Origin of the sequence: Spirosoma sp. SC4-14 (assembly GCF_037201965.1) — a bacterium.
In the GTDB taxonomy this organism is placed as follows: Bacteria; Bacteroidota; Bacteroidia; order Cytophagales; family Spirosomataceae; genus Spirosoma.
Genome location: NZ_CP147518.1, coordinates 2,578,413 through 2,601,053, shown reverse-complemented (window position 1 = coordinate 2,601,053; position 22,641 = coordinate 2,578,413). Strand labels below are relative to the sequence as shown.

Sequence of the window (22,641 nt, the reverse complement as noted above, 5' to 3'; positions counted from 1 at the left end):
CTAGTTCATTAACCAGCCAGTTGCGTGTACAGATTGTAATAACGCTCCGTTACATCTTCATCTTCAGTGCTATCGAACTTGTGCTCGGGCATATTATCCAGAATGGCATTGAGGCTATCGCTTGTTTCTTCTTCTGCCCGTACGACGGCATCGGCATAGGAGCAACCAATTCGAATAAATCCCTGAAAATCAGCCGTTTTAAGCGCTTCCAACATCGAATCATCAATATCCATCATTCGGGCTTTTTCGATGATGTCGCCTTCAAACCGGTGCTCAAATGCGTTATTATAGACCGTAAAAACCGATTTGGTGTCCTTAAACATCGGGTCGTTTTTATAGGTCGTTTTCAGGTACAATGGAATCAGGGCAGTCATCCAGTCGTTGCAATGAACAATATCGGGCGCCCAGCCTAATTTCTTAACGGTTTCCAGCACTCCTTTGCAGAAGAAGATAGCCCGTTCATCATTATCATCGTAGAATCGGTTTTCCTTATCGTGGAAGACGTACTTACGCTGAAAATAATCCTCGTTATCAATAAAATAGACCTGCAACTTGGCCGTTGGGATCGACGCAACTTTAATAATCAGCGGTTTTTCTTCATCACCAACGGCGATGTTGATACCCGATAGCCGCACAACTTCATGCAACCGATTCTTGCGTTCATTAATAAGCCCGAAGCGTGGCACTAAAATTCGAATCTCCATTCCTCGCTCCTGCATAGCCTGGGGCAGTTTGCGGACAAAATCGGCGACGTCAGACGTTTTCAGGAAAGGATTGATTTCACTGGCCACGTAAAGGATGCGTAATTTGCTCATAAAAACGGGCGGGGTGTGTTGTTTAAACTCCGAAAAAACTTGCAAAATTATACAATTTTTTCCCGTATTTCAATACATTTTACCCAAAAAAGATACCAAACCTGTATCATTGCAGCCGGAAAATCCTCCGCTAGTTATGAATCGCTTTACTACAATTACCGACCTTCGCCAGTACTTTTTGCCCCTTCGTTCAACGCATACCATTGGGTTAGTGCCTACTATGGGAGCCCTGCATAAAGGTCATCTTCAACTTGTTGAAAATGCCAGGCAGGAAAATGACCTCGTTATAGCCAGCATCTTCGTAAACCCCGTACAGTTCAATAATCCCGACGATCTGGCCCGCTATCCGCGTACGCTGGAAGACGATTGTCAACAACTGGAAAGCGTTGGTTGTGATGCCGTTTTTGCTCCATCTGTCGACGAAATGTATCCAGAACAGCCAACGCTTCGACTCAACTTTGGTGAGCTGGAAACCGTGATGGAAGGCGCTTTCCGGCCAGGTCACTTTAATGGAGTCGGCCTTGTGGTGGCCAAACTATTCAACATTGTCCAGCCCAATCGTGCTTATTTTGGGCAGAAAGACTTACAACAGGTAGCGGTTGTCCGGCGGCTGATTCGCGACCTGAGTTTCCCCGTCGAGCTTGTCCGTTGCCCTATTATCCGCGAAACCGCCGGCCTGGCCATGTCGTCACGAAATCGTAACCTCACGGCCGATGAACGCAATCAGGCTCCTGCCTTGTTCGAAGCCCTGAATATGGCTCACGACCTGCTTCGGGAAGGGGAAAGTATAGTTCAGGTAAAAGCCGCCGTTGACAGCTTTTTCAACAGCCGTCCACATTTCCGGTTAGAGTATCTTGAAATCGCCAATGCCGATACCATGCAGCCCGTCGACGAAGTGCTGGCTCCGGGTCAAACCGCTATTTGCCTGGCTGCTCATTTAGGCAAGGTCCGCCTGATCGACAATCTGGTGTTCTGATAGTACAACAAACTTTCATAAGTCAAAAAGGCCGCCTTGTGAGCGACCTTTTTGACTTATGAAAGAAGAGATTTTACTCCTTAATCAACTTCATGACTTTGTTTTGGGTATCGGTCATGATTTGCAGGAAGTAAATACCACTCGACCGACCCAACGGTAATGTAGCCCGTTCGACCAGTGTGGGCCGCTCAATCGACGTTTCGCTGATGCTACGGCCCCGGCTATCGATGGCCTGTAGGCGAAGTGTCTGTCCGGTTGCGCCCCGTACTTCAATGTCGACCGATTCGTTTACAACCGGGTTTCCTAGTATTACGACCGATAACGTTTCAGTAGTTTCGCTCGCACCCAGACGCACTGGCATCGTACAGGCCGCCAGCCAGTTGTAGCTAAACGTAGCCACTACTCCCGACTGTTCTGCCTTCAGCGTGATGGTCGGATTGTCGGTGTACAAACGCAGGGTATAAGGACCCGATGCGGTTGTTGGCACACGTTCATTTACCACCGAGAACGTAATCGTACTGTTGTCGCTATTGCTGTAGACCGGTGTAAAGGTCACGTTCCGTTCAGAGGCCGAAATCGTTTCACAATAAATCGTGTTGACACTGGCAATGGTGAAACTGCCCGGATTGCTCACCCCTTCGGCATTCACCGTCAACGGGAAGCTGGTGCTGACCGATAAACTCCCCGGATCTGTCGCTGTGACCATGATCGTGAACGGCGAACCTACCGTTGTCGAGGGAGTACCCGAAATGGTAGCCGGAGCCGTAAAGCTCAGGCCAGCAGGCAGGCTACTTACGGCCAGGGTCAGGCTACCCGGTGTTTCGGCATCGGTAAAGGTGTTCGAAGGAATCGTGAAGCTAAACGCCTGATTGACCGTTGCCGACTGGGGAGCAATGGCATTGGCAACCGTTGGAGCCGTGTTTCCGCCCGGATTATTACAAGCCGCCAGCCAACTATAGCTGAACATGGCCGGATTGCCATCCTGAGAGGCCCACAGCGTAATGATCGGATTATCGGTGTATAACGACAAGGTATACGGACCAGAATTGGTTGTAGCCGCCATTTCGTTCACCACCGAGAACGTAATCGGCGAGGTTGTTGTCCCACTGTAGACCGGCGTAAAGGTCACGCTACGCTCACCCGCCGAAATGGTTGCACAGTTAACCGTGGTCACGCTGGCAATGGTGAAACTGCCCGGATCGCTCACCCCTTCGGCATTCACCGTCAACGGGAAGCTGGTGCTGACCGATAAACTCCCCGGATCTGTCGCTGTGACCATGATCGTGAACGGCGAACCTACCGTTGTCGAGGGAGTACCCGAAATGGTAGCCGGAGCCGTGAAGCTCAGTCCGGCAGGCAGGCTACTTACGGTCAGGGTCAGGCTACCCGGTGTTTCGGCATCGGTAAAGGTGTTCGAAGGAATCGTGAAGCTAAACGCCTGATTGACCGTTGCCGACTGGGGAGCAATGGCATTGGCAACCGTTGGAGCCGTGTTTCCGCCCGGATTATTACAAGCCGCCAGCCAACTATAGCTGAACATAGCTACCGTACCCGACTGCTCCGCTTTCAATGTAATAATTGGATTATCAGTGTAGAGTTGCAGCGTGTAAGGTCCGGCATTGGTCGTGGGCAGCGTCTCATTCACGACCGAGAACGTAATCGTACTGTTGTCGCTATTGCTGTAGACTGGTGTAAAGGTCACGCTACGCTCACCCGCCGAAATGGTTGCACAGTTAACCGTGGTCACGCTGGCAATGGTGAAACTGCCCGGATTGCTCACCCCTTCGGCATTCACCGTCAACGGGAAGCTGGTGCTGACCGATAAACTCCCCGGATCTGTCGCTGTGACCATGATCGTGAACGGCGAACCTACCGTTGTCGAGGGAGTACCCGAAATGGTAGCCGGAGCCGTGAAGCTCAGTCCGGCAGGCAGGCTACTTACGGTCAGGGTCAGGCTACCCGGTGTTTCGGCATCGGTAAAGGTGTTCGAAGGAATCGTGAAGCTAAACGCCTGATTGACCGTTGCCGACTGGGGAGCAATGGCATTGGCAACTGTTGGAGCCGTATTCGGAGCCGTCAGTTTCGTCAGGTCGAAACGAGCCGAAATCGGATTGTGGTCAGATGTCGTGTTGCCGTAGTTCGGAATACTGAACGGTTGCAGAACCGAAACTGAGTTGTCGATATAACCGGCCTGTAGGTCATTTGACACAATCATGTGGTCGATGAAGCTGGCCGATGAGTTAAAGGTCGAGCAATTCTGCTGTTCCAGCGGCTTTGTCAGTACGTCGTAATTAGTGGCATCGGTCACGAAATTATCGAACGATGAAACCGGTGAGCCAGTGTAGATTGATGTTGTCGACTCATCGTTGTAATCGCCCAGCATAACAATGTTTGCATTCGGATAGTCCGTATCGAGTAAGGTTTTGAGATCGGCAAAATCCTGCTTCCGACGATTGAAGTCGGCCGATGCACTCCCCGATTTGGCATGAAGCGCCACTACATGGATGCGACGCGTAACCCCATTGATTGTTGCATCGGCCACGAACATGAATGGCAACCGTCCCGACGACCAGCCATTGCCTCCCGGATAAGTGTAGAGAGCAGACGAGTTGTACAACAGCGCTTTTGTTTCGGCCAGATCCGGCGTAACGGTAGCTGTATTGTAGATCACACAAACTTTCTGAGCCAGTGACGTAGGGCCAAACACCTTACCACCCGTTACCTGCTGATCGCACTGATCCTGAAAGAAATACGAAAACTTATCGGAACATACATAGCTATAGCTACCAGGAATAGCAGCTACGGCTGCACTGAATCGATTGATATCGCTCACCTCTTCGACTGAGATAATGTCGGCGTCCAGTTTGGTCAATACCGTTGTGGCATTGGTCTGTTGCAGATCTTCGTTCGTTGGGCCCATATCGTCATAGGTATAGGTACCGTTCGGGCAAACGATCGACCCACCATCGGCCCCAAAGAACTCCATATTCCAGGCTGCAATATCGAGCGTCTGTCCGCGGGTCAGCGTTGTCGACTCTGTACCTCCGCAATATGAATCCTGCGCGGCCGTACTACCAGGAATATCGGCCAGAATCCGGGGCTGAAGCTGCATACCGTTCGTACCTGTAGTGGTCGCACCCGACACAAAGCGGTCTGAAATACCCGTTACGCTCACCGGATTGCTCGGACGACCTGCGCCTGCCAGTGGTGAGTTGGCACTGATGCGCAACGTACCCGACTGCCCAGAAGCCGTTACTGTATAGCTGGTCCCTCCCGAAAATGTTGGGTCTGATCCGCTAATCGTTGCATTATCAATAGCCACTAGTTGGCCTTGATAATTGGCCAGTTGATCGGGTGTAATCGTCATAGGCGTAGGAATCACGGTACCAACACCAGAAATAACCGTAAAGCTGGTGGCGGCTGGCGACGTAATTTCCAGATAGCCATTGTACACCGTAACCGGGCCACGAGCCAGCACCGAATCACCCAGTTGCACCAGCGATGCCAGATCATCGCCCGTCGAGCCACTGTAAACGGCAATGCCTCCTGTTTGATCCTGAATGTAAATCTGGCGGGCGCCAAGCTGATTGGTCACCGTTACGCGCCCCTGAATCGTATAGGTATTTCCTACGCCCGCCCGCGCAATGGAGATCGGCGTATAAGGCGAATTCGAATTGACAGTACCATTTACCGTCACCGTTGCCGTGAGGCTCGTCGATGTATTGGTAATAGTGCCACTGACAATGCCAGCCGTAGCTGCTGTCAGGCGAACATACACAACTGGCAATGCGGTTGCTGATGGGATCAGGATTGATGAAGCAAACCCGCTTCCCGAGGTTGAGCTAACCTCAACACCAGCCGGAGCGGTTATAGTGATATCTTCTGAAAGATTAGCCGTTGTCAGCGTATACGATTGTTCAGCCGAAGCGGTTCCCTGCGTAGCCGTAAAACCCGACAGTGTAGTAGGCGATGCCGATAAGAGCGGAGCGCTCGGTGCGTTCACCTGCCCGCTAACGGTAACTGAAGCTGTCAGCGTGCTACTTGCCGTATGAGTGATTGTTCCACTAAACACTCCGGCCGTTGCCGTACTACTCAATCGCGCATAAATAACCTGAGAAACACTCCCCGACGAGGGCGTAATGGACAGTGTTGGCTGGAATGTACCATTATCGGTACTTAATTCGATACCAGCCGTTGCCGAAACCGAAACCGGATTTGCCTCCAGGTTGGCTCCCGTCAGCGTATAGGACAGTGATGCCGAAGCCGTTCCCTCTGTAGTTGTAAGTCCTGTTAATGAAGTTGGTATTGCCGTTAAAACACTACCGCCACATGGGCTGAGCGCCGTAGCGGAGTTTCTCGGATTAGGCGTTCCTGCACTAAAATCCGACGAGTTATCATTTGTATCCGTACATCCATTGCCTGCCCGCAAAACAGCATTTGTATTACTTGGCGCGGGCGTTGAGCCGCTTCCTTCGTAACAATTAGCCGTTGTACCAAATCCTACAAAGTCAATGATTGATGCTCCCGTCGGACAAGTACCACTCAATGCCGTTGTAACATTTACCAACGCTACTTTCCCGGCGGAGGCACTCAAATTGATACTCCCTGACAAATCACTGGTGGGCAAATCGACCCCATTAGATCCGCCAGAACTTTCTTTTATTAAAAAGTATCCGCCAGCCGCTATTGTACCACTCAAGGGTGTTGTATTAGACCAGCTACTGCCAGTAGCACTAGCGTACTGTACGCTCCAGCCGTCAATCACTACGGGAGTGTTACCCCTGTTAAATAACTCAATAAAATCATTTTTATAAGTAGCATTTGAGTTGCCACCACCGCCATACACCTGGCTAATAACAACCTGCCCTCTGGCAACCGGAGCAATCAGCAATACCATAAGCCATAGCCATAGCTGGCTTACCGAACGTAAACGTCGAAACATACAGGAAATTGGATTAGTTAAGTTTATGTAAAACTACGTTAAAGATAGGCCCCTAGTTTTTCCTGATTATTAAATAATAGGTTTCTACGATCATTTTAATCCAAATCAATACTACTTTTAATTATTTATAGTTTACTTATAACTATATTAATACAATATTTATTAGCAATACTGCTGCATTTTCTACCTTCCTATATTTTCAATAAACCATAACAGGTCGCTTACATTAACGTAAGCAACCTAACCATTTATTACAGATACAATTCAGGCTTATTGTTCCCGATAATAGCAGATAAGTAATTAATCCACGATCCGAAACATCATTTTAGCTTTCTCGCGGGATAATGCATTGAAATGCCACCACTCGTATTCGATGGGGCTAAAGCCGCCCTGTCGCATAGCCGTCCGCAGAATATGCCGATTGTCGATTTGCTGCTGCGTCAGTTTACCGGCTTTCAGTAGTTCGTCTTCGCGCGAGGGGTAAGCCAGTTCGCCAAAGAAGTCGTATTTAGTACCCATATCGAGCGGCTTGCCATCTTTGGTGGCTACCGTCAGATCGACCGCGCAACCGTAGTTATGAATAGACCCCTTGCGTGGATCGGCTACGTATTTCTGGCGTTCATTTTCTGGCAAGTCGGGCAGGGCATTCCACAAATTCCACTGCGCCGACCGGGGTCGGGCTGCATCATAGACCAGTAATCGTAAATCAGGGTGAGCAGCCTGAAGTGCCTTGCTGGCACTGGCCAGTTTCTGGGCAGCCATTGGTTGCATATAGGCGCGGGTAAGGTCGCCATATACATCTTTCCCAACAAAGTTATCGGTAGTCGAATATTTGAGTTCTACCAGAATGGACGGATCAACCTTCTGAATATTGACCAGTCCCTGCTTAATCATCGCTTTCTCAGACTCGGGCTGAGCGGTAGCAATGAGTGAATGAGCGAAAGAGTGAATAAGTGAATAAACAAAAAGAAAAGACAAAGAAGACCGATTCATGCTATTGTAAGGGGTGTAAAATTGATTTGTGGCCGACAATAGCGTAAACTTACAGGATTTCTCAGTTAAACACCGTCCCAAAACCAAATCACTCTTTCAACGTCCGTTGCGACACTGTTTCACCCTTTCGCTCATTATAGAACGATGGCATTAAACTATATCTGGGTTGCTTTTTTTGTAATTGCCTTTCTGGTAGCGCTGGCCAAACTGATTTTTCTGGGCGACACCGAAATTTTCAAAATTATTGTCGAAGGCTTATTCGACTCCTCTAAAGTTGCCGTTATGGACATTGCGCTACCGCTGGCGGGTGTCATGACGTTTTTTCTGGGGTTACTCAACATTGGCGAAAAGGCCGGTGCTATCAACCTGCTGGCTCGTATCATCGGGCCGTTTTTCCATAAACTCTTTCCCGAAGTCCCGAAAGACCACCCGGCCAACGGCCAGATGATCATGAACTTTTCGGCTAATATGCTCGGTCTCGACAATGCAGCCACCCCCTTCGGCCTGAAAGCAATGGCGAGTTTGCAGGAACTGAACCCCAGCAAAGACACAGCCTCCAATGCTCAGATCATGTTTCTGGTGCTACATACGTCGGGGCTCCAGATCATTCCGCTCAGCATTATGGCGCAACGGGCTATTCTGGGAGCCCAGGACCCTTCCGATGTGTTTATTCCGTGCGTAGTTGGCACGTATGTTACCACAGTGGTGGCATTGATAGCCGTAGCGATCAAGCAACGTATTAACCTCCTCAATAGTACCGTAATGGGTTGGCTGGGCGGCATTACAGCCTTTATTGGCGTGGCATTGTGGTTGCTGGCAGGTCGGCCTAAAGATGAAATTGAAACTTTCTCGAAGGTCTTTGGTAATGTGGTTCTGTTAACTATTGTTGTTGCATTTCTGCTGGGTGCCATCCGCAAAAAAGTCCCGATTTTTGAAACGTTCATCGAAGGAGCCAAAGGAGGCTTCGAAACTACCGTCAAAATTATCCCTTATCTGGTTGGTATGCTCGTGGCTATTGGCGCTTTCAGAAATTCGGGAGCAATGGATTACCTCGTCGATAGCCTTCGGTATCTGTTCTCACAAACCGGCATCAATACCGATTTTACCGACGCGCTACCGGTTGCCCTGATGAAGCCTCTGAGCGGTTCTGGTGCGCGGGCGTTGATGATCGATGCCATGAAACAATTCGGGCCGGATTCATTTGTTGGTCGTCTGGTCTGTATTTTTCAGGGTTCGGCCGATACCACCTTCTACATCGTTGCGCTTTACTTTGGCTCCGTTGGTATTCGAAACTCCCGACACGCCATTCCCTATGGGCTCTTTGCCGATTTTGTGGGTGTTGTTGCTGGTATCGCCCTCGGTTATTTCTTCTTTCACTGAACAAAATCCGGTGAGTCATCATTAATGCTTAAACGACTCAACACACGAACTATAATGAACATTACCCAAGTACGCGAACATCTGCACCGGCTCATCGACGAAATTGACGATATCTATGTTCTGAATGGGCTCTATCGTAATCTGCTTTCCGAAAAAAGGCAACGGGATGAGTATGAGAAAGAACAGGCCGAACGAGCCAGGCGGCAATCACGTTCGGGCGGACGATCGAATTAGAGTTTCCCGGAAAGGCCACCCACAGTGAGCGCAATAATGATTGTGTTGAACAGAAAAGACAGCACACCATGAATAAGCGCTGCCCGACGTATACGCTTCGACGTTATAGCTACGTCGGATACCTGACTGGTCATACCGATCACAAATGAGAAATAGGCAAAATCCAGATAATCAGGTTCGGTGTCGTTCGGAAAATCCAGTCCGCCGGGTCGTTTGGCCTGTTTTTGGTCATCGCCATAGAACAAATGTGCATACCGAAGCGTAAAGAGCGTATGCACCAGTGTCCAGGCACTTGCCACGGCCAACACCGCCAGAATCGTATTCTGCGTGCGGTTTGCGTCGGTTATTGAATCGAGCAAATCGAACACTGCAAACAGGCTGGCCATTGCGGCAATTACCACAAAAATCGAAATCAGGACCCGACTAGAATCTTCGATCCGCGAAATATGCGGCAAGTCGCGCGGGTGCGCAATTCCAATAGCCAGCCACATCAGCAACAGACTCGTAAGGGCAAATACGACCCAGGAGAGAGCAAGGCGGGCCGATCCATGAAAATTTCCGGGCGCCCCTATATAGGTAACAAGCGCCATAATAAGCGCAATGATTACGCGATGGCTGGTATCGAACCGGCTGATAGTGCGTAAAAAACGTGTTAGCATAGCTGTTTTCACAATATACCAGGCAGGTGGTCCAACATGAGCAAATGCTATTGTTTAAGCGTCCTCACCGGCCAATAACGATACGCCAAAATAATGGGAAAGCATAAATTTCAATCACATAATCGAATAACAGGAAAATATATATATTAACTAAATAAGATCTTGGCATCTATTCATTAACAACTAAATAATCCTAAAAAATACAATCCAAACAAAAACCTTAAACAGAATAAAATTTTGCAATAAAATTATTAATTGAATTATAAAACCAATGTATTATAATTTTATAATATATAAAATCAAAAAATACAGCTAATATGTAATTTTACAAAGGAGAGACTTCTTCAACAAAAACTAACAAATATCAAACTTTCATGAAAAAAGCAGTACAAAATATGCTTTTTTGGGGGTTACTAATGCTAAGTATAAGCAGTAGCCTGTATGCACAGACCGTCACGGTTAAAGGGAAGGTCACATCAGCCGAAGAAGGTATAACCCTTCCGGGAGTTAGTGTCATTGTTAAAGGAACCACCACTGGTACGACCACCGACAATGATGGAAACTACAGCATCAATGCCAGCCAAAATGCGACGCTGGTGTTCAGTTTTGTGGGAATGACCTCAAAAGAGGTAAAAGTGGGGAACCGTAGTGTGCTAAACGTTGCACTCGATCCAGACGCCAAAACGCTCGACGAAGTTGTCTTTGTAGCTTATGGTTCGCAGGACAAAAAAACCATTACCGGCTCTCAGGCATCATTAGACAGCAAAAACTTCACAAACAATCCACTCCCTTCGGCCGATCAGATGCTTCAGGGAAAAGTGGCAGGTTTGCAATCGACCGCTTTTTCGGGCCAGCCGGGCGCCAATCAGCAGGTGCGGATTCGGGGAATCGGTTCAATCAATGCCAGTGCCGATCCGCTCTACGTTATCGATGGAGTACCCGTAAACTCGGGCGACGTATCACGCTTAACCACCAGCGCAAACACACTGGCGGGTCTGAACCCAAACGACATTGAAAATGTAACGGTGCTGAAAGATGCCGCGTCGACATCCATTTATGGGTCGCGGGCGGCCAACGGTGTTATTCTGATTACGACCAAAAAAGGAAAAAGCGGCAAAACCCAGGTTCGGATGGATGCCGAATATGGTGTCAACAGCCTGGCTATTTCTGATCAGGCCAAGCCTTTGAACCGCCAGCAGTATCTGGATTTGACCCGCGAAGGACTAGTCAATGCTGGCTATAGCGACGCGCAGATTACGACAACACTTAACTCCTTAGGAGCCGATAATACCTACGACACCGACTGGCTCGGTCTGGTAACCCGGCAGGGCAAAACCAATCAATACAACCTGTCGGTATCGGGCGGAAATGAAAAAACGACGGTATTTGCGTCAGCCGGTTATTATAAGCAGGAAGCCACGGTTATTGCCTCCGATATGGAACGGATTTCGGGTAAAATCAATCTGAAACACAATTTTCTGGACAAACTGAGCCTGGGTATCAACACAACCATTTCGAATACATCGCAGAAAGGCCCTTCCAATGGTAGTACCTATGCCAACCCGGTTTGGGGTGCCTATGGCCTGCGCCCAACCATGACACCGTATGCCGCCGATGGCACACTGAATACATCCCGAACCGACTATCCTAACATTTACAACCCGATTGTTATTGCTACGTACGATAAGCGGACGCTGAACACGCTGAAAGGGCTGGGAAGTGTTAGTTTAAACTACAACCCGATTCCAGATCTGAACATCAGCACACGCTATGGTATCGACTACAATGGTCTTGAAGAAAACCGCTACAACAACCCATTCATGGGCGACGGTCGAAACAGCAATGGGCAGGGCTTTTCGTACTACACCCGGTTGTTCAACTGGGTATGGACCAACCAGGCCGACTATCGGTTACACCTTTCGGCCGACCGCGAGTTCTATGCCGATGTGAAAGTGGGCTACGAAGCCCAAAAGTCATCGACTTATCAGATTAGTGCATCGGGTACAAACTATCCGGCCAATCTCGATCTGATTCTGCCGGTGGTGGCCGCAACGCCAACCACTGCGCAGGCTACGGGCAGCGATTACACATTCTCCAGCCTGTATTCAAACGTGAACATCAGCTACCACGATAAATATGTTTTATCGGGAAGTTTCCGCCGGGATGGGTCGTCGCGCTTTGGCTTCAATAACCGCTATGGTAACTTCTATTCGATTGGCGCGGCCTGGAACATCGATCAGGAAGAATTTTTACGGAACAATGAAAAGATCAGTTCCTTAAAACTCCGTGCATCGTATGGCGTAAACGGTAACGGTAATCTGCTTACCTCGTCGGGAGGGCCCGGTAACTACCTCTGGCGTTCGACCTATGGATATGGCTATAACTACAACCAGAACCCCGGTAGCGCGCCCAACAACGTTGGTAACCCCGACCTGACCTGGGAGTTGAACAAACCCTTCGATGTAGGGGTAGAAATTGGCCTCTTCAACGACCGGCTGAATATCAATGCCGATTACTATGTCCGCAAAACCAGCGATCTGATTCTGGAAGTACCACTTTCGCGGACCAGTGGCTTCTCTACGTATTTCGACAACGTTGGAGCCATGAAAAACAGTGGCCTCGAACTTACCGTGAGTGGCAGCCCTATTCGCAAAGCACTTCGCTGGGATGTGTCGTTCAACATTGCCTTCAACAAAAATACGATTACGGCCCTCGACAATAACCAGGACATCATCTCAGGGAGCTTTATTCGTCGGGTTGGCGAAAATTTTCAGACGTTCTACCTGCGCGAATGGGCGGGAGTCGATCCGCAAACGGGTAGCCCGCTCTGGTACAAAAACACCACCAATGCCGACGGCACAATTGACCACAGCACAACAACCAGCTATAACCAGGCCCAGCAAGTTCTGGCCGGTAGCGCCAGCCCCAAAGCGTTTGGTGGTTTCAGCAATACGCTATCGTGGAAAGGTCTGACGCTGGATGCGCAGCTCGTGTATACCTACGGAAACTACATTCGTGATACCTGGGCTCAGTACTACATGGGCGATGGCTACAATCCTTCGCGAAATAAAATCGTACAGCAATTAGATCACTGGCGGCAACCGGGCGACGTCAGCGAAAATCCGAAGTTTGTGTATAACAACTCCAATCAGTCGTATTCGTCCTCAACCCGCTTCCTCTACAAAGGCGACTATATTCGCCTGCGGAACATCACCCTGTCGTATGCACTGCCTGCGGCCCTAGTTCGGAAAGCCAAGCTGAGCAATGTAAATGTGTATCTGAGAGGCACCAACCTCTGGACGCTGAAATTCGACAAGAAGCTCTATTTCGACCCAGAGCAAGGCATATCGGGCGAAACCAACAATAACGTCTTCATCAGCAAAGTCGTTTCGGCTGGCTTAAACCTCACGTTCTAACCACTGCTAACGACCCAATTCAACTATCATGAAAAAAGTAATTTATAGTAGCTTACTCATCAGCACCCTGGGACTATGGTCCTGTGGCGAAAAATTCCTCGACCAGGTTCCTTACGATAGCGTAAACAGCGACATCGCCATCCAGAACGAAAATGATATGTCGAACGCCGTAAACGGTATCTATTCAGGAATGCGGAGTTCGAACCTCTACGGTCGCACGATCCCGTTTGTCAACGACGTGATGGCCGATAACGTTTACATTTCAACGGCAAACTCGGGTCGCTATCTGGCCCAGAATACCTACGGCATCAACTCGCAGGATACGTATTTTACGAACCTCTGGGCGAGTGGTTATCAGGTTATTCTTCGGGCTAACAACGTTGTCAATGCGAACGTTACCACCACAACCAACACCGATCAGTATAAAGGCGAAGCGCTGACCACACGGGCTATTATGTACTTCGATCTAGTTCGGTTGTTTGCCCGCCCTTATACATCCGACTCTACCGGAATGGGCGTTCCGATTGTGCTGGCCTATGATCCTATGGCCAAACCCGGCCGAAACACGGTAGCGCAAACCTATGCCCAGATTGTGAGCGATCTGACGCAGGGGTTCAGCCTGATGACGGTTACCAACAAAAACTCGTCCTATGTGTCGAAATACGTTGCCCAGGCCATGCTTGCCAAAGTGTATCTTTACAAAGGTCAATACGAAAAGGCTAAAGCGGCTGCTCTGGATGTTGTCAGTAAGGGAGGGTATTCGCTGGCCGATTCGGCAAGCTATGTCGCATACTGGAACAACCCGGCTCCCCGCACCGACAAGCTGGAAACGATCTTCGAAATATCGGCCGATAACGTAAACAACGCCGGTTCCGATGCGCTGGCCAATATGTACAGCCAGGCGGGTTATGGCGACGGGCTGGCGGCAACAGATTTGTATAATCTGTATAGCGACCGCGACGTTCGGAAAAAACTGATCATTGCGGGCAAACGTTCGGGCAACGACGCGCTCATTGTGAACAAATATCAGAACGTATCGAACAACAATGATAAAGATGATTTCAAAATCATTCGGTACGCCGATGTGCTGCTAATTCTGGCCGAATCTTACTATCGGACGGGTGACGAAACCAATGCGCTGAAATACCTGAATATGGTTGCTCAGAAACGAGAACCATCGCTAAAAGCCTATACCTTCACGGGAGCGGCATTACTGGATGCCATCATTACCGAACGCCGGAAGGAACTGGCCTTCGAAGGCGACCGCTTCGACGACCTCAACCGCCTGGGCCGCGATATTACACGAAGTACACAATATCCATCGGCGGCTCAAAACATCCCATTCACCGATTATCGGCGGGTTGCTCCCATTCCACAGGACGAACTGAATGCGAATGCGGTTATCAGAAGCCAGCAAAATCCGGGTTATTAAGTACCGCTGAATAAATCGGGGGAGTTGGCCCATGTGCTCAACTCCCCCGATTTTGTTTATATACAGTATACAAACGACTCTTTATAGTGTCGGGATGCTTAAACATCGATTAAGAGAAGAACATACGGGTTTGTGGTAGCTTAGCTTTTTGTACTTTTGGTATTTTAAGACCCAATTTCTTCGCTCATGCCTTCGTATCGGCTCCTGCTTATTACTTTCATCAATGTACTTTTTGCCATAACGGCTTTTTCCCAAGCATCTCCTCCTTTTTTAACACTCAGTCAGGCCCAGAACCGATGGGCCGACTCTGTTTATGCCTGCCTAACACCCGACGAGCGAATTGCGCAGTTGATTATGGTGGCTGGCTATTCGAACCGCAAACCCGCCTACGAAGACTCGCTCGTGAATCTGGTCCATAGCTACAAACTAGGCGGGGTAGTCATGTTTCAGGGCGGTCCTATGCGGCAGGCCAAACTCACCAACCGGCTACAGGCACTCTCGGCCGTTCCCCTGCTTATTGCCATGGATGCCGAGTGGGGTCTGGCCATGCGGCTGGATAGCACCGTTCGGTATCCGTATCAGATGACGCTCGGTGCCATTCAGGGCAACGATTCGCTGATTTATAACATGGGGGCCAGTCTGGCCCGTCAGGCCCATCGGCTGGGCGTTCATGTCAATTTTGCCCCATCGGTCGATGTCAACAACAATCCCAATAACCCGGTCATTAACTTTCGGTCCTTTGGCGAAGACAAATATGCGGTTACGCGTAAGGCACTGGCCTATATGCGTGGCATGCAGGACAATGGGCTCCTGACCAGTCTTAAACATTTTCCTGGTCATGGCGACACCGGCACCGACTCGCATTACGATTTACCGCTCATTAACAAAAGTCGTTCGCAACTCGACTCGCTCGAACTATACCCATTCCGGCAGTTGATCAAATCCGGTGCCGCTGGTGTTATGATCGCTCACCTGAGCATTCCGGCCCTCGACACGACCCGCAACCGCCCCTCGACGCTTTCGCCCGCCATTGTTACGAACCTGCTTAAAAACGAACTCGGCTTTCAGGGACTGATTTTTTCGGATGCCATGAATATGAAAGGCGTCACAAAATATTTTCCGTCGGGGCAGGCCGACGAACTTGGCCTCGAAGCGGGTATGGATGTGCTGGAGTTTACGGAAGATGTTCCGGCAGCACTGGCTCAAATCAAACAAGCCGTTGCCGATGGGCGTATTTCGCAGGAGTCGCTGGATGCCCGCTGCCTGAAAGTGCTCCGCGCCAAAGCCTGGGCTGGCCTCAACAACTACAAGCCCGTTGTGCTCGACAATCTGGTGAACGACCTTAACCGGGTGAGCGACGACCTGCTGAATCGCAAACTCACCGAAGCCAGTCTGACGGTACTGAAAAACGATAATAGCGTCCTGCCTCTACAGCGGCTCGACACTCTGCGCATCGCTACGGTATCGGTCGAAAGCGACAAACTAACCGCTTTTCAGAAAATGGCTGCCAACTATACCGAGGTCAAGCATTTTAACATCACCTCCAAAACACCCGATTCAACGCTGGCGGCCGTTCGCGATTCGCTTCAGAACTACAATCTGCTCCTGGTAGATGTGCATCTGAATAATATTCGCCCGGGTGCTAAATACGGTCTGCAAGCCAAAACCGCCGGCCTTGTCAGCGAACTGGTAGCTACCGGCAAGGCCATTGTTACCGTATTTGGGAATGTCTATGTGCTCGACAAACTGACTTTCCCGGCCGATACAGTACAGACCAACCGAAATATAGAGCAGGCGCGGGCCATTGTAATGCCCTATCAGCTAACCAACTACACAGAAGAACTATCGGCTCAATTGATTTTTGGAGCTATCGGTGCTAATGGAAAACTGCCAGTTACCGTAAACCAACGCTTCCGTACGGGCGACGGACTGGCCATCAATCCGATTGGTCGTCTGAAATACACCATTCCCGAAGAAGTGGGCATCGACAGCCGTTTCCTGACCCAACAGGTCGATTCGCTGGTCAACGTTGGGCTAACCCAAAAAGCCTTTCCGGGCTGTGTGGTGCAGATGGCCAAAGATGGCAAAGTAATTTTCCATAAGGCTTACGGAAATCACACCTACGATGCATCGCTGGGAGCCGAGCCCAAACCGACTCAACTAGACGATCTGTTCGACATGGCGTCGGTGACGAAGGTGAGCACCTCCACGCCAGCACTGATGAAGCTCGTTGATGAAGGCAAATTCAATCTGGACGGCAAAATGGTCGATTACCTGCCGTTTCTGAAAAAATCGAACAAAGCCGATCTGGTCTGGCGCGATGTGCTTACCCACCAGGCCCGGCTGAAAGCCTGGATTGCCTTCTGGAAAGATACCAAGAATGAAGATGGTACCTGGAAACCGCGCACGTTTAAGCCCGCACGTTCGGCCCGTTTTCCAATTGAGGTGACCGATAGCCTGTTTGAGTTTAAGGGTTATCCGAAAGTTATCTATCAGCAAATCAAGGACTCACCCCTGAACGAAAAGAAAGAGTATGTCTATTCGGATTTATCGTTTATTATGTACCCACTGGTCATAAAACGACTTACCAAAATCGATTTTGAAGATTATCTGAAATCAACGTTTTATCGACCAATCGGTGCCTCAACGCTAACCTATAAACCACGTCGGTTCTACTCGCTCAACCGCATTGCACCCACCGAATACGATTCGTTGTTCCGCAATACGCTCATCTGGGGCCGGGTTCACGACGAGGGAGCGGCCATGCTCGATGGGTTGTCGGGCCACGCGGGTCTGTTCGGCACCTCGAACGATCTGCTCAAGATGGTTCAGATGTATTTGCAGAAAGGGTACTATGGTGGCCAGCAGTTTATTTCGACCAAAACCATGAACGAGTTTACGCGCTATCAGTTTCCTGAACTGGGCAACCGGCGCGGACTGGGCTTCGATAAACCCTCGTTCAAATACTCAGGCAATGCTCCAAAATCGGCTACAGAAGCCAGTTTTGGCCATTCGGGCTTTACGGGTACCTTCATCTGGATTGAACCTGCCTATAATCTGGCCTATGTCTTTCTGTCGAACCGCGTGTATCCAACCCGGAACAATAACCGAATTAGCGAGTTGAATACGCGAACCAACGTTGTTGAAGCGTTGTATCAGGCAGTGAAACGCGGGATTCAATGAAAAACTACCTTGTCCATTTACTAAATTACGAACTCTGGGCCAACCTCCGGGTTATTGACGCACTCGAAACGCTGGAAAATCCCCCGTCACGCGCTATTGCCGTGATGGGGCACATTCTGTCGGCTCAGCATGTGTGGCTTAACCGAATCATGAAAGAAACAGCCTATGTAGCCATCTGGGAAGACATTCCTATTAGCTGGATGGCCGAGACGGCCGAACGACAGCACCGCAAAATAGTCAGCTACATCACTACACTGGCCGAACCCGAACTACTGCAATCCTTCGACTATGCTACCTCGAAAGGGGTTCCCTACCAAAGTACGCTGCTCGATATGCTAACCCACATGAGCCATCATGCGGCTTACCATCGGGGGCAGGTCGTTCAACTGATTCGGCCGCTTCTGACAGAAGCCCCCGTAACCGATTTCATTGTCTGGACAAGAGAAGCATAACCGCCATGCGTATTCATCTTGTAGGCGCATCGGGTTCAGGGGTTACCACATTAGGCGAAGCACTGGCCGCGCGCTTGTCGATTCCCTATTTCGATGCCGATGCCTATTATTGGCTCCCGACCCAACCGCCTTTTCAGGTTCGGCACGATCCAACAGTGCGCAATCAGTTATTGAAAACAGATCTCAACCAGCATCCGAACTGGATTGTAGGTGGCTCGCTGGATAGTTGGGGCAGCTACTGGGAAACGCTATTTGATTTGGTTGTATACCTTTGGATTCCTGCTGATATTCGTATTCAACGGCTATGGCAACGGGAAATTGATCGTTATGGCTTCGGAGCCCAACAAAATGCCGAACAACGTCAACGTTCCGAAGCATTCATTGAGTGGGCCGCTGGCTATGATTCGGGCTTGCAGCAAGGGCGTAGTAAACCCCGACACGAAAGCTGGCTGCAACAACTCTCCTGCCCCGTACTTCGTCTTGAAGGCGATCTGACCGTCGAAGAGCGAATAACGGCTGTGTTGGGAGCTATTGATCAGCCATGAAAACACCAAAAGACATTGTTCGCGACGGATATGATCGTTTGGCGGGTGTTTACCGCAAACACTATCAGAATGATCATAAAATTCGCTACGAAAGCTGGCTGACCGAATTTAGCAAACGGCTTTTGGTCAATACCTCTATTCTCGAATTAGGCTGTGCCGACGGTATTCCTACGGCTGAGTATCTAAGCCAGCGTTTTAACTACCTCGGTATCGACCTGTCGCCGGTACAGATCGAACACGCCAGAAAAAACGTACCAGTCGCTCAATTCGAAGTCGGTGATATGACAACGCTATTGTTTCCCGACGAATCGTTCGGTGGTATTGTGGCGCTTTATTCGATCATCCACGTTCCGCTGGCCGAGCAGCCCGATCTGTTTCGGGCCATGTATCGCTGGCTTCAGTCGCCAGGGTATTTGCTATGTGTGGTGGGTGCAGGCGAATGGACCGGTACTGACAACAACTGGTTGACACCCGGCACCACCATGTACTGGAGCCATGCCGATGCTACTACCTACGCCAATTGGTTTGCCGAAACAGGTTTTACGATCATCAAAACCGCTTTCATACCAGAAGGCGAGTCGGGACACACATTGTTTTTACTGAAGAAGTAAAGAAACCTGCTCTTATCATGCTGCTTTACGCATACCCGTAAGCGTTTCATCAAGCAATGTTCTGTAATAATACAAAACCGGGCGTATTCCCCCAGTAATGAATACAATTAGAACACAGATGACGCGGATTGGACGGATTTTTATTGCTAAAAGCTACATTCGGCCTATTTATCCGTAAAAATCCGTCCAATTTGTGTTCCCCCTCTTTTTATAAGAACGTCCTGTAATACCAAAAGAGACGCAAACTCAATTGCGTCTCTTCTCAGAACTTTATCAGTTACAATTAGTAAGCTCGTACCAGACGGCCTTCCATGAAATTCACGAATGCCTTATTAACCACACTGTTTCCACCGGGGGTTGGGTAGTTTCCGGTAAAATACCAGTCGCCAGAGTGATTTGGGCAGGCTCGATGTAAGTTTTCAACAGTTTGGTAAACCACGGCTACTTCGGCGTTCAGATCAGCAGGTGTCACAATCTGCGCTACTTTCTGCGAGAGTTCTTCGTGGGTGAACGGATCGAAAATCGCTTTTACGTAGTTCTGCTGCGACGAATTCCCCGATTCAATAGCTACTACGCTCTGTGCATACACCTCATCGACCAGATAATCCTGTCCGCGGTCGCGAAGCAGTTCGAGAGCGGCCCGGAAGGCAACAAACTCCTTAAACTTCGACATATCGATGCCATAGCAATCGGGAAACCGGATCTGCGGTGCCGACGAAACGATAACGATCTTCTTCGGTCCCAGCCGGTCGAGCATTCGCAGAATACTCTTCTCCAGCGTAGTTCCCCGAACAATGGAGTCATCGACCACAACCACGTTGTCAACGCCCTTCCGAATCACCTCAAACGTGGTGTCGTATACGTGCGAAACCATATCGTCGCGCTGGGTATCATCGGCAATGAACGTTCTCATTTTTACGTCCTTCGACACCAGTTTCTCAACACGCGGCCGGAATGAAAGCACCCGGTCGAGTTCTTCCTCGAACAAAATGCCTTCCATAATGGCTTTCTTCCGTTGTTTGTACAGATATTCTTCCAACCCTTCGACCATGCCAAAGAATGCCGTTTCGGCCGTATTCGGGATGTAGGAGAAAACCGTATTTTCGAGATCGTAGTCGATTTCTTTCAGGATCTGCGGAACCAGCAGTTTACCGAGGGTTTTGCGCTCATTGTAGATATCGGGATCGGTAGCGCGGGAGAAGTAGATTCGTTCGAAGCTGCACGAACGTTTTTCAATAGGCTTCACGAACTGGAGTTCGTTGTATTCGCCGTATTTGTCGATGATCAGCGCATGACCCGGCTGCACTTCTTTAATTTCGCTGTATTCGGCATTGAATGCTGTTTTAATGGCTGGTTTTTCGGAAGCTACCACAACCACCTCATCATCGGCATAGTAATAAGCGGGGCGAATTCCGGCCGGATCGCGGGCCACAAAAGCGGCTCCAAATCCTGTCATTCCAACCATGGCATAGCCCCCATCAAAATCGCGGCAGGATCGGTGTAATACGCGCTGAAGATCGAGGTTATCTTCAATAATATCCGACAGGTCGGGGTTTTCGTAAATTCCTTTGAACCGGTCAAATACGCGCTGGTTTTCTTCGTCGAGGAAGTGGCCGATTTTTTCCATCACCGTAACAGTATCGACCTTATCTTTTGGGTGCTGACCTAGCGAGACGAGTTTATCGAACAGGCTATCGACGTTGGTCATGTTAAAATTCCCGGCAACGACCAGATTCCGACTGCGCCAGTTGCTTTGCCGAAGCATGGGATGGCAGTTTTCTATTTCATTGGCTCCGTGCGTGCCATATCGGAGGTGGCCCATCCAGACTTCGCCCGTAAATGCGATATTTTCCTGGAGCCATTTTGCGTCTTTTGCTTTTTCTTTATTGCCTTTTATGGCCTTACGAAACTTCTTGTTAACCTTTTCGAAAATGTCTGTTACAGGGCGTTGATCAACGGATCGGTAGCGGCTGATGTAGCGGTGCCCAGGAGGAACATCAATTTTGATGTTAGCAATACCGGCTCCATCCTGGCCCCGGTTGACCTGCTTTTCCATCAGCAGATACAGTTTGTTTGCGCCGTAGAGGGCCGTACCGTATTTGTCGATATAATACTGATACGGTTTGCGGAGCCGAATGAGGGCAATCCCACATTCGTGTTTAATAGCGTCGCTCATAACAAGGACCATGTAACGGCAAAAAATCGCCGTGGCAATCGAGTATTTGGTTGATGAAAAGGTAACGGACTAATGCCCCATTTCGTTCGACAATAGCCCTGAACAAATATAGAAAAAGTTACAGGACTACCATCCTTAAAACAACTCACCTCCCAAAGAAACTTAGCGTTAGTGAAGCTGCCCTTCAACCAAAAACTCGTTTTTATCGAAATAAGACAGCTTTTGATAGCCAGTTAACCTATACCGTTTCACACGCCATTGCTGATTTCCGGCCAGGCCACTTTCCAGTAATAAATGGCGTTCTGACGAATAGAGTGGGTTGCTGGTCTGCAAAACGGCTTCAATCAATCGGGGTTGGCGAGTGGCCGAATCAAGCTGAACAAATAATGATCGAACGGTTAGCCGTTCTTCCGATTTTTTTAGTGTATACCGATACGTCAGCGAATCAGGCCGGGTAATCTGGTAGCTGTTCCGAAGTGCAGGTTTGTTAATATCGACCTGCGTGAACAATTCAAGTTCGCGACTCCAGTTCACTTCGTTCGTCTTTTGCTCAGACTGTTTCTGATTAATTGAAATTGTCTTCGCAACGAGCGGCTTTTGAGCCGAAAGCTCGTCGATCTGGCGTTTTACGAAACTCAGAACGTCGTAATACACATTGGGTTGGTTCTGCTGGGCAGAATCGGTACAACTGCTGGTGGTGAGAACAAAAAGCAGGCAAACAGAATAAACAAAGCGCATAAATCAGTAAAATACGGCACCGGATGGAGCGTACCGTATAGTACCACCAACATGATTTTTAAGAAATCAGTTTGGGTAATCGATTTCTG

15 protein-coding genes are annotated in these 22,641 nt (G+C 49.3%); 9 read left to right on the top strand and 6 right to left on the bottom strand.

Features of this window, described 5'->3' with window-relative positions; genetic code table 11:
- Positions 1-8: 8 nt before the first annotated feature.
- Positions 9-815 (bottom strand): glycogen/starch synthase, encoded by an 807-nt coding sequence (locus tag WBJ53_RS10515; RefSeq protein ID WP_338876065.1) that lies wholly within the window; start codon positions 813-815, stop codon positions 9-11.
- A 136-nt stretch (positions 816-951) separates the two neighbouring features.
- Here WBJ53_RS10515 and panC point away from each other — a divergent pair, with 136 nt between their 5' ends.
- Positions 952-1,791: a pantoate--beta-alanine ligase gene (gene panC / locus WBJ53_RS10510; protein ID WP_338876063.1), complete on the top strand. Its 840-nt coding sequence runs from the start codon at positions 952-954 to the stop codon at positions 1,789-1,791.
- Between the two features lie 73 nt (positions 1,792-1,864).
- Here the strand turns inward: panC and WBJ53_RS10505 are convergent, their stop codons facing one another.
- Positions 1,865-6,733 carry a putative Ig domain-containing protein gene (locus tag WBJ53_RS10505; RefSeq protein ID WP_338876062.1) on the bottom strand — a complete coding sequence of 1,623 codons (4,869 nt, stop codon included), beginning with the start codon at positions 6,731-6,733 and terminating at the stop codon, positions 1,865-1,867.
- 300 nt (positions 6,734-7,033) lie between these two features.
- Complete coding sequence (locus WBJ53_RS10500; protein WP_338876061.1) at positions 7,034-7,726, bottom strand: M15 family metallopeptidase; 693 nt, start codon at positions 7,724-7,726, stop codon at positions 7,034-7,036.
- A gap of 144 nt (positions 7,727-7,870) precedes the next feature.
- Here WBJ53_RS10500 and WBJ53_RS10495 point away from each other — a divergent pair, with 144 nt between their 5' ends.
- A complete protein-coding gene (locus WBJ53_RS10495; protein WP_338876059.1) occupies positions 7,871-9,106 on the top strand; it encodes a nucleoside recognition domain-containing protein in 1,236 nt (411 codons plus the stop codon).
- A 54-nt stretch (positions 9,107-9,160) separates the two neighbouring features.
- The gene (locus WBJ53_RS10490) at positions 9,161-9,340 is read left to right on the top strand and encodes a hypothetical protein (protein ID WP_338876057.1); all 180 of its coding nucleotides are present in this window, start codon (positions 9,161-9,163) and stop codon (positions 9,338-9,340) included.
- Here the strand turns inward: WBJ53_RS10490 and WBJ53_RS10485 are convergent.
- Positions 9,337-9,999: a DUF1345 domain-containing protein gene (locus WBJ53_RS10485; protein WP_338876056.1), complete on the bottom strand. Its 663-nt coding sequence runs from the start codon at positions 9,997-9,999 to the stop codon at positions 9,337-9,339. The genes WBJ53_RS10490 and WBJ53_RS10485 overlap by 4 nt on opposite strands.
- A 374-nt stretch (positions 10,000-10,373) precedes the next feature.
- Here WBJ53_RS10485 and WBJ53_RS10480 point away from each other — a divergent pair, with 374 nt between their 5' ends.
- The 6 genes from WBJ53_RS10480 to WBJ53_RS10455 all read left to right on the top strand — a co-directional run bounded on the left by WBJ53_RS10480 (position 10,374) and on the right by WBJ53_RS10455 (position 19,638).
- Positions 10,374-13,415, top strand: a complete 3,042-nt coding sequence (locus WBJ53_RS10480) for a TonB-dependent receptor (RefSeq protein ID WP_338876055.1) — start codon at positions 10,374-10,376, stop codon at positions 13,413-13,415.
- A gap of 28 nt (positions 13,416-13,443) precedes the next feature.
- On the top strand, positions 13,444-14,847 hold the full coding sequence (locus WBJ53_RS10475; RefSeq protein ID WP_338876054.1) for a RagB/SusD family nutrient uptake outer membrane protein: 1,404 nt from the start codon (positions 13,444-13,446) through the stop codon (positions 14,845-14,847).
- 186 nt (positions 14,848-15,033) lie between these two features.
- A complete protein-coding gene (locus tag WBJ53_RS10470; RefSeq protein WP_338876053.1) occupies positions 15,034-18,030 on the top strand; it encodes a glycoside hydrolase family 3 N-terminal domain-containing protein in 2,997 nt (998 codons plus the stop codon).
- Positions 18,027-18,482, top strand: coding sequence for a DinB family protein (locus tag WBJ53_RS10465; protein WP_338876052.1), 456 nt, complete (start codon positions 18,027-18,029; stop codon positions 18,480-18,482). The genes WBJ53_RS10470 and WBJ53_RS10465 overlap by 4 nt, the downstream gene beginning before the upstream one ends.
- Positions 18,483-18,487: 5 nt before the next feature.
- Positions 18,488-19,027, top strand: a complete 540-nt coding sequence (locus WBJ53_RS10460) for an adenylate kinase (protein WP_338876051.1) — start codon at positions 18,488-18,490, stop codon at positions 19,025-19,027.
- The gene (locus WBJ53_RS10455; protein ID WP_338876050.1) at positions 19,024-19,638 is read left to right on the top strand and encodes a class I SAM-dependent methyltransferase; all 615 of its coding nucleotides are present in this window, start codon (positions 19,024-19,026) and stop codon (positions 19,636-19,638) included. The genes WBJ53_RS10460 and WBJ53_RS10455 overlap by 4 nt, the downstream gene beginning before the upstream one ends.
- 283 nt (positions 19,639-19,921) lie before the next feature.
- Here WBJ53_RS10455 and WBJ53_RS10450 read toward each other — a convergent pair whose 3' ends face one another.
- Together WBJ53_RS10450 and WBJ53_RS10445 are read right to left on the bottom strand one after the other, a co-directional pair.
- Positions 19,922-21,814: an amidophosphoribosyltransferase gene (locus tag WBJ53_RS10450; protein WP_338876049.1), complete on the bottom strand. Its 1,893-nt coding sequence runs from the start codon at positions 21,812-21,814 to the stop codon at positions 19,922-19,924.
- Positions 21,815-21,982: 168 nt separating this feature from the next.
- Entirely contained in the window at positions 21,983-22,552 is a 570-nt protein-coding gene (locus WBJ53_RS10445; protein WP_338876048.1) for a hypothetical protein, read from the bottom strand.
- Positions 22,553-22,641: the final 89 nt, after the last annotated feature.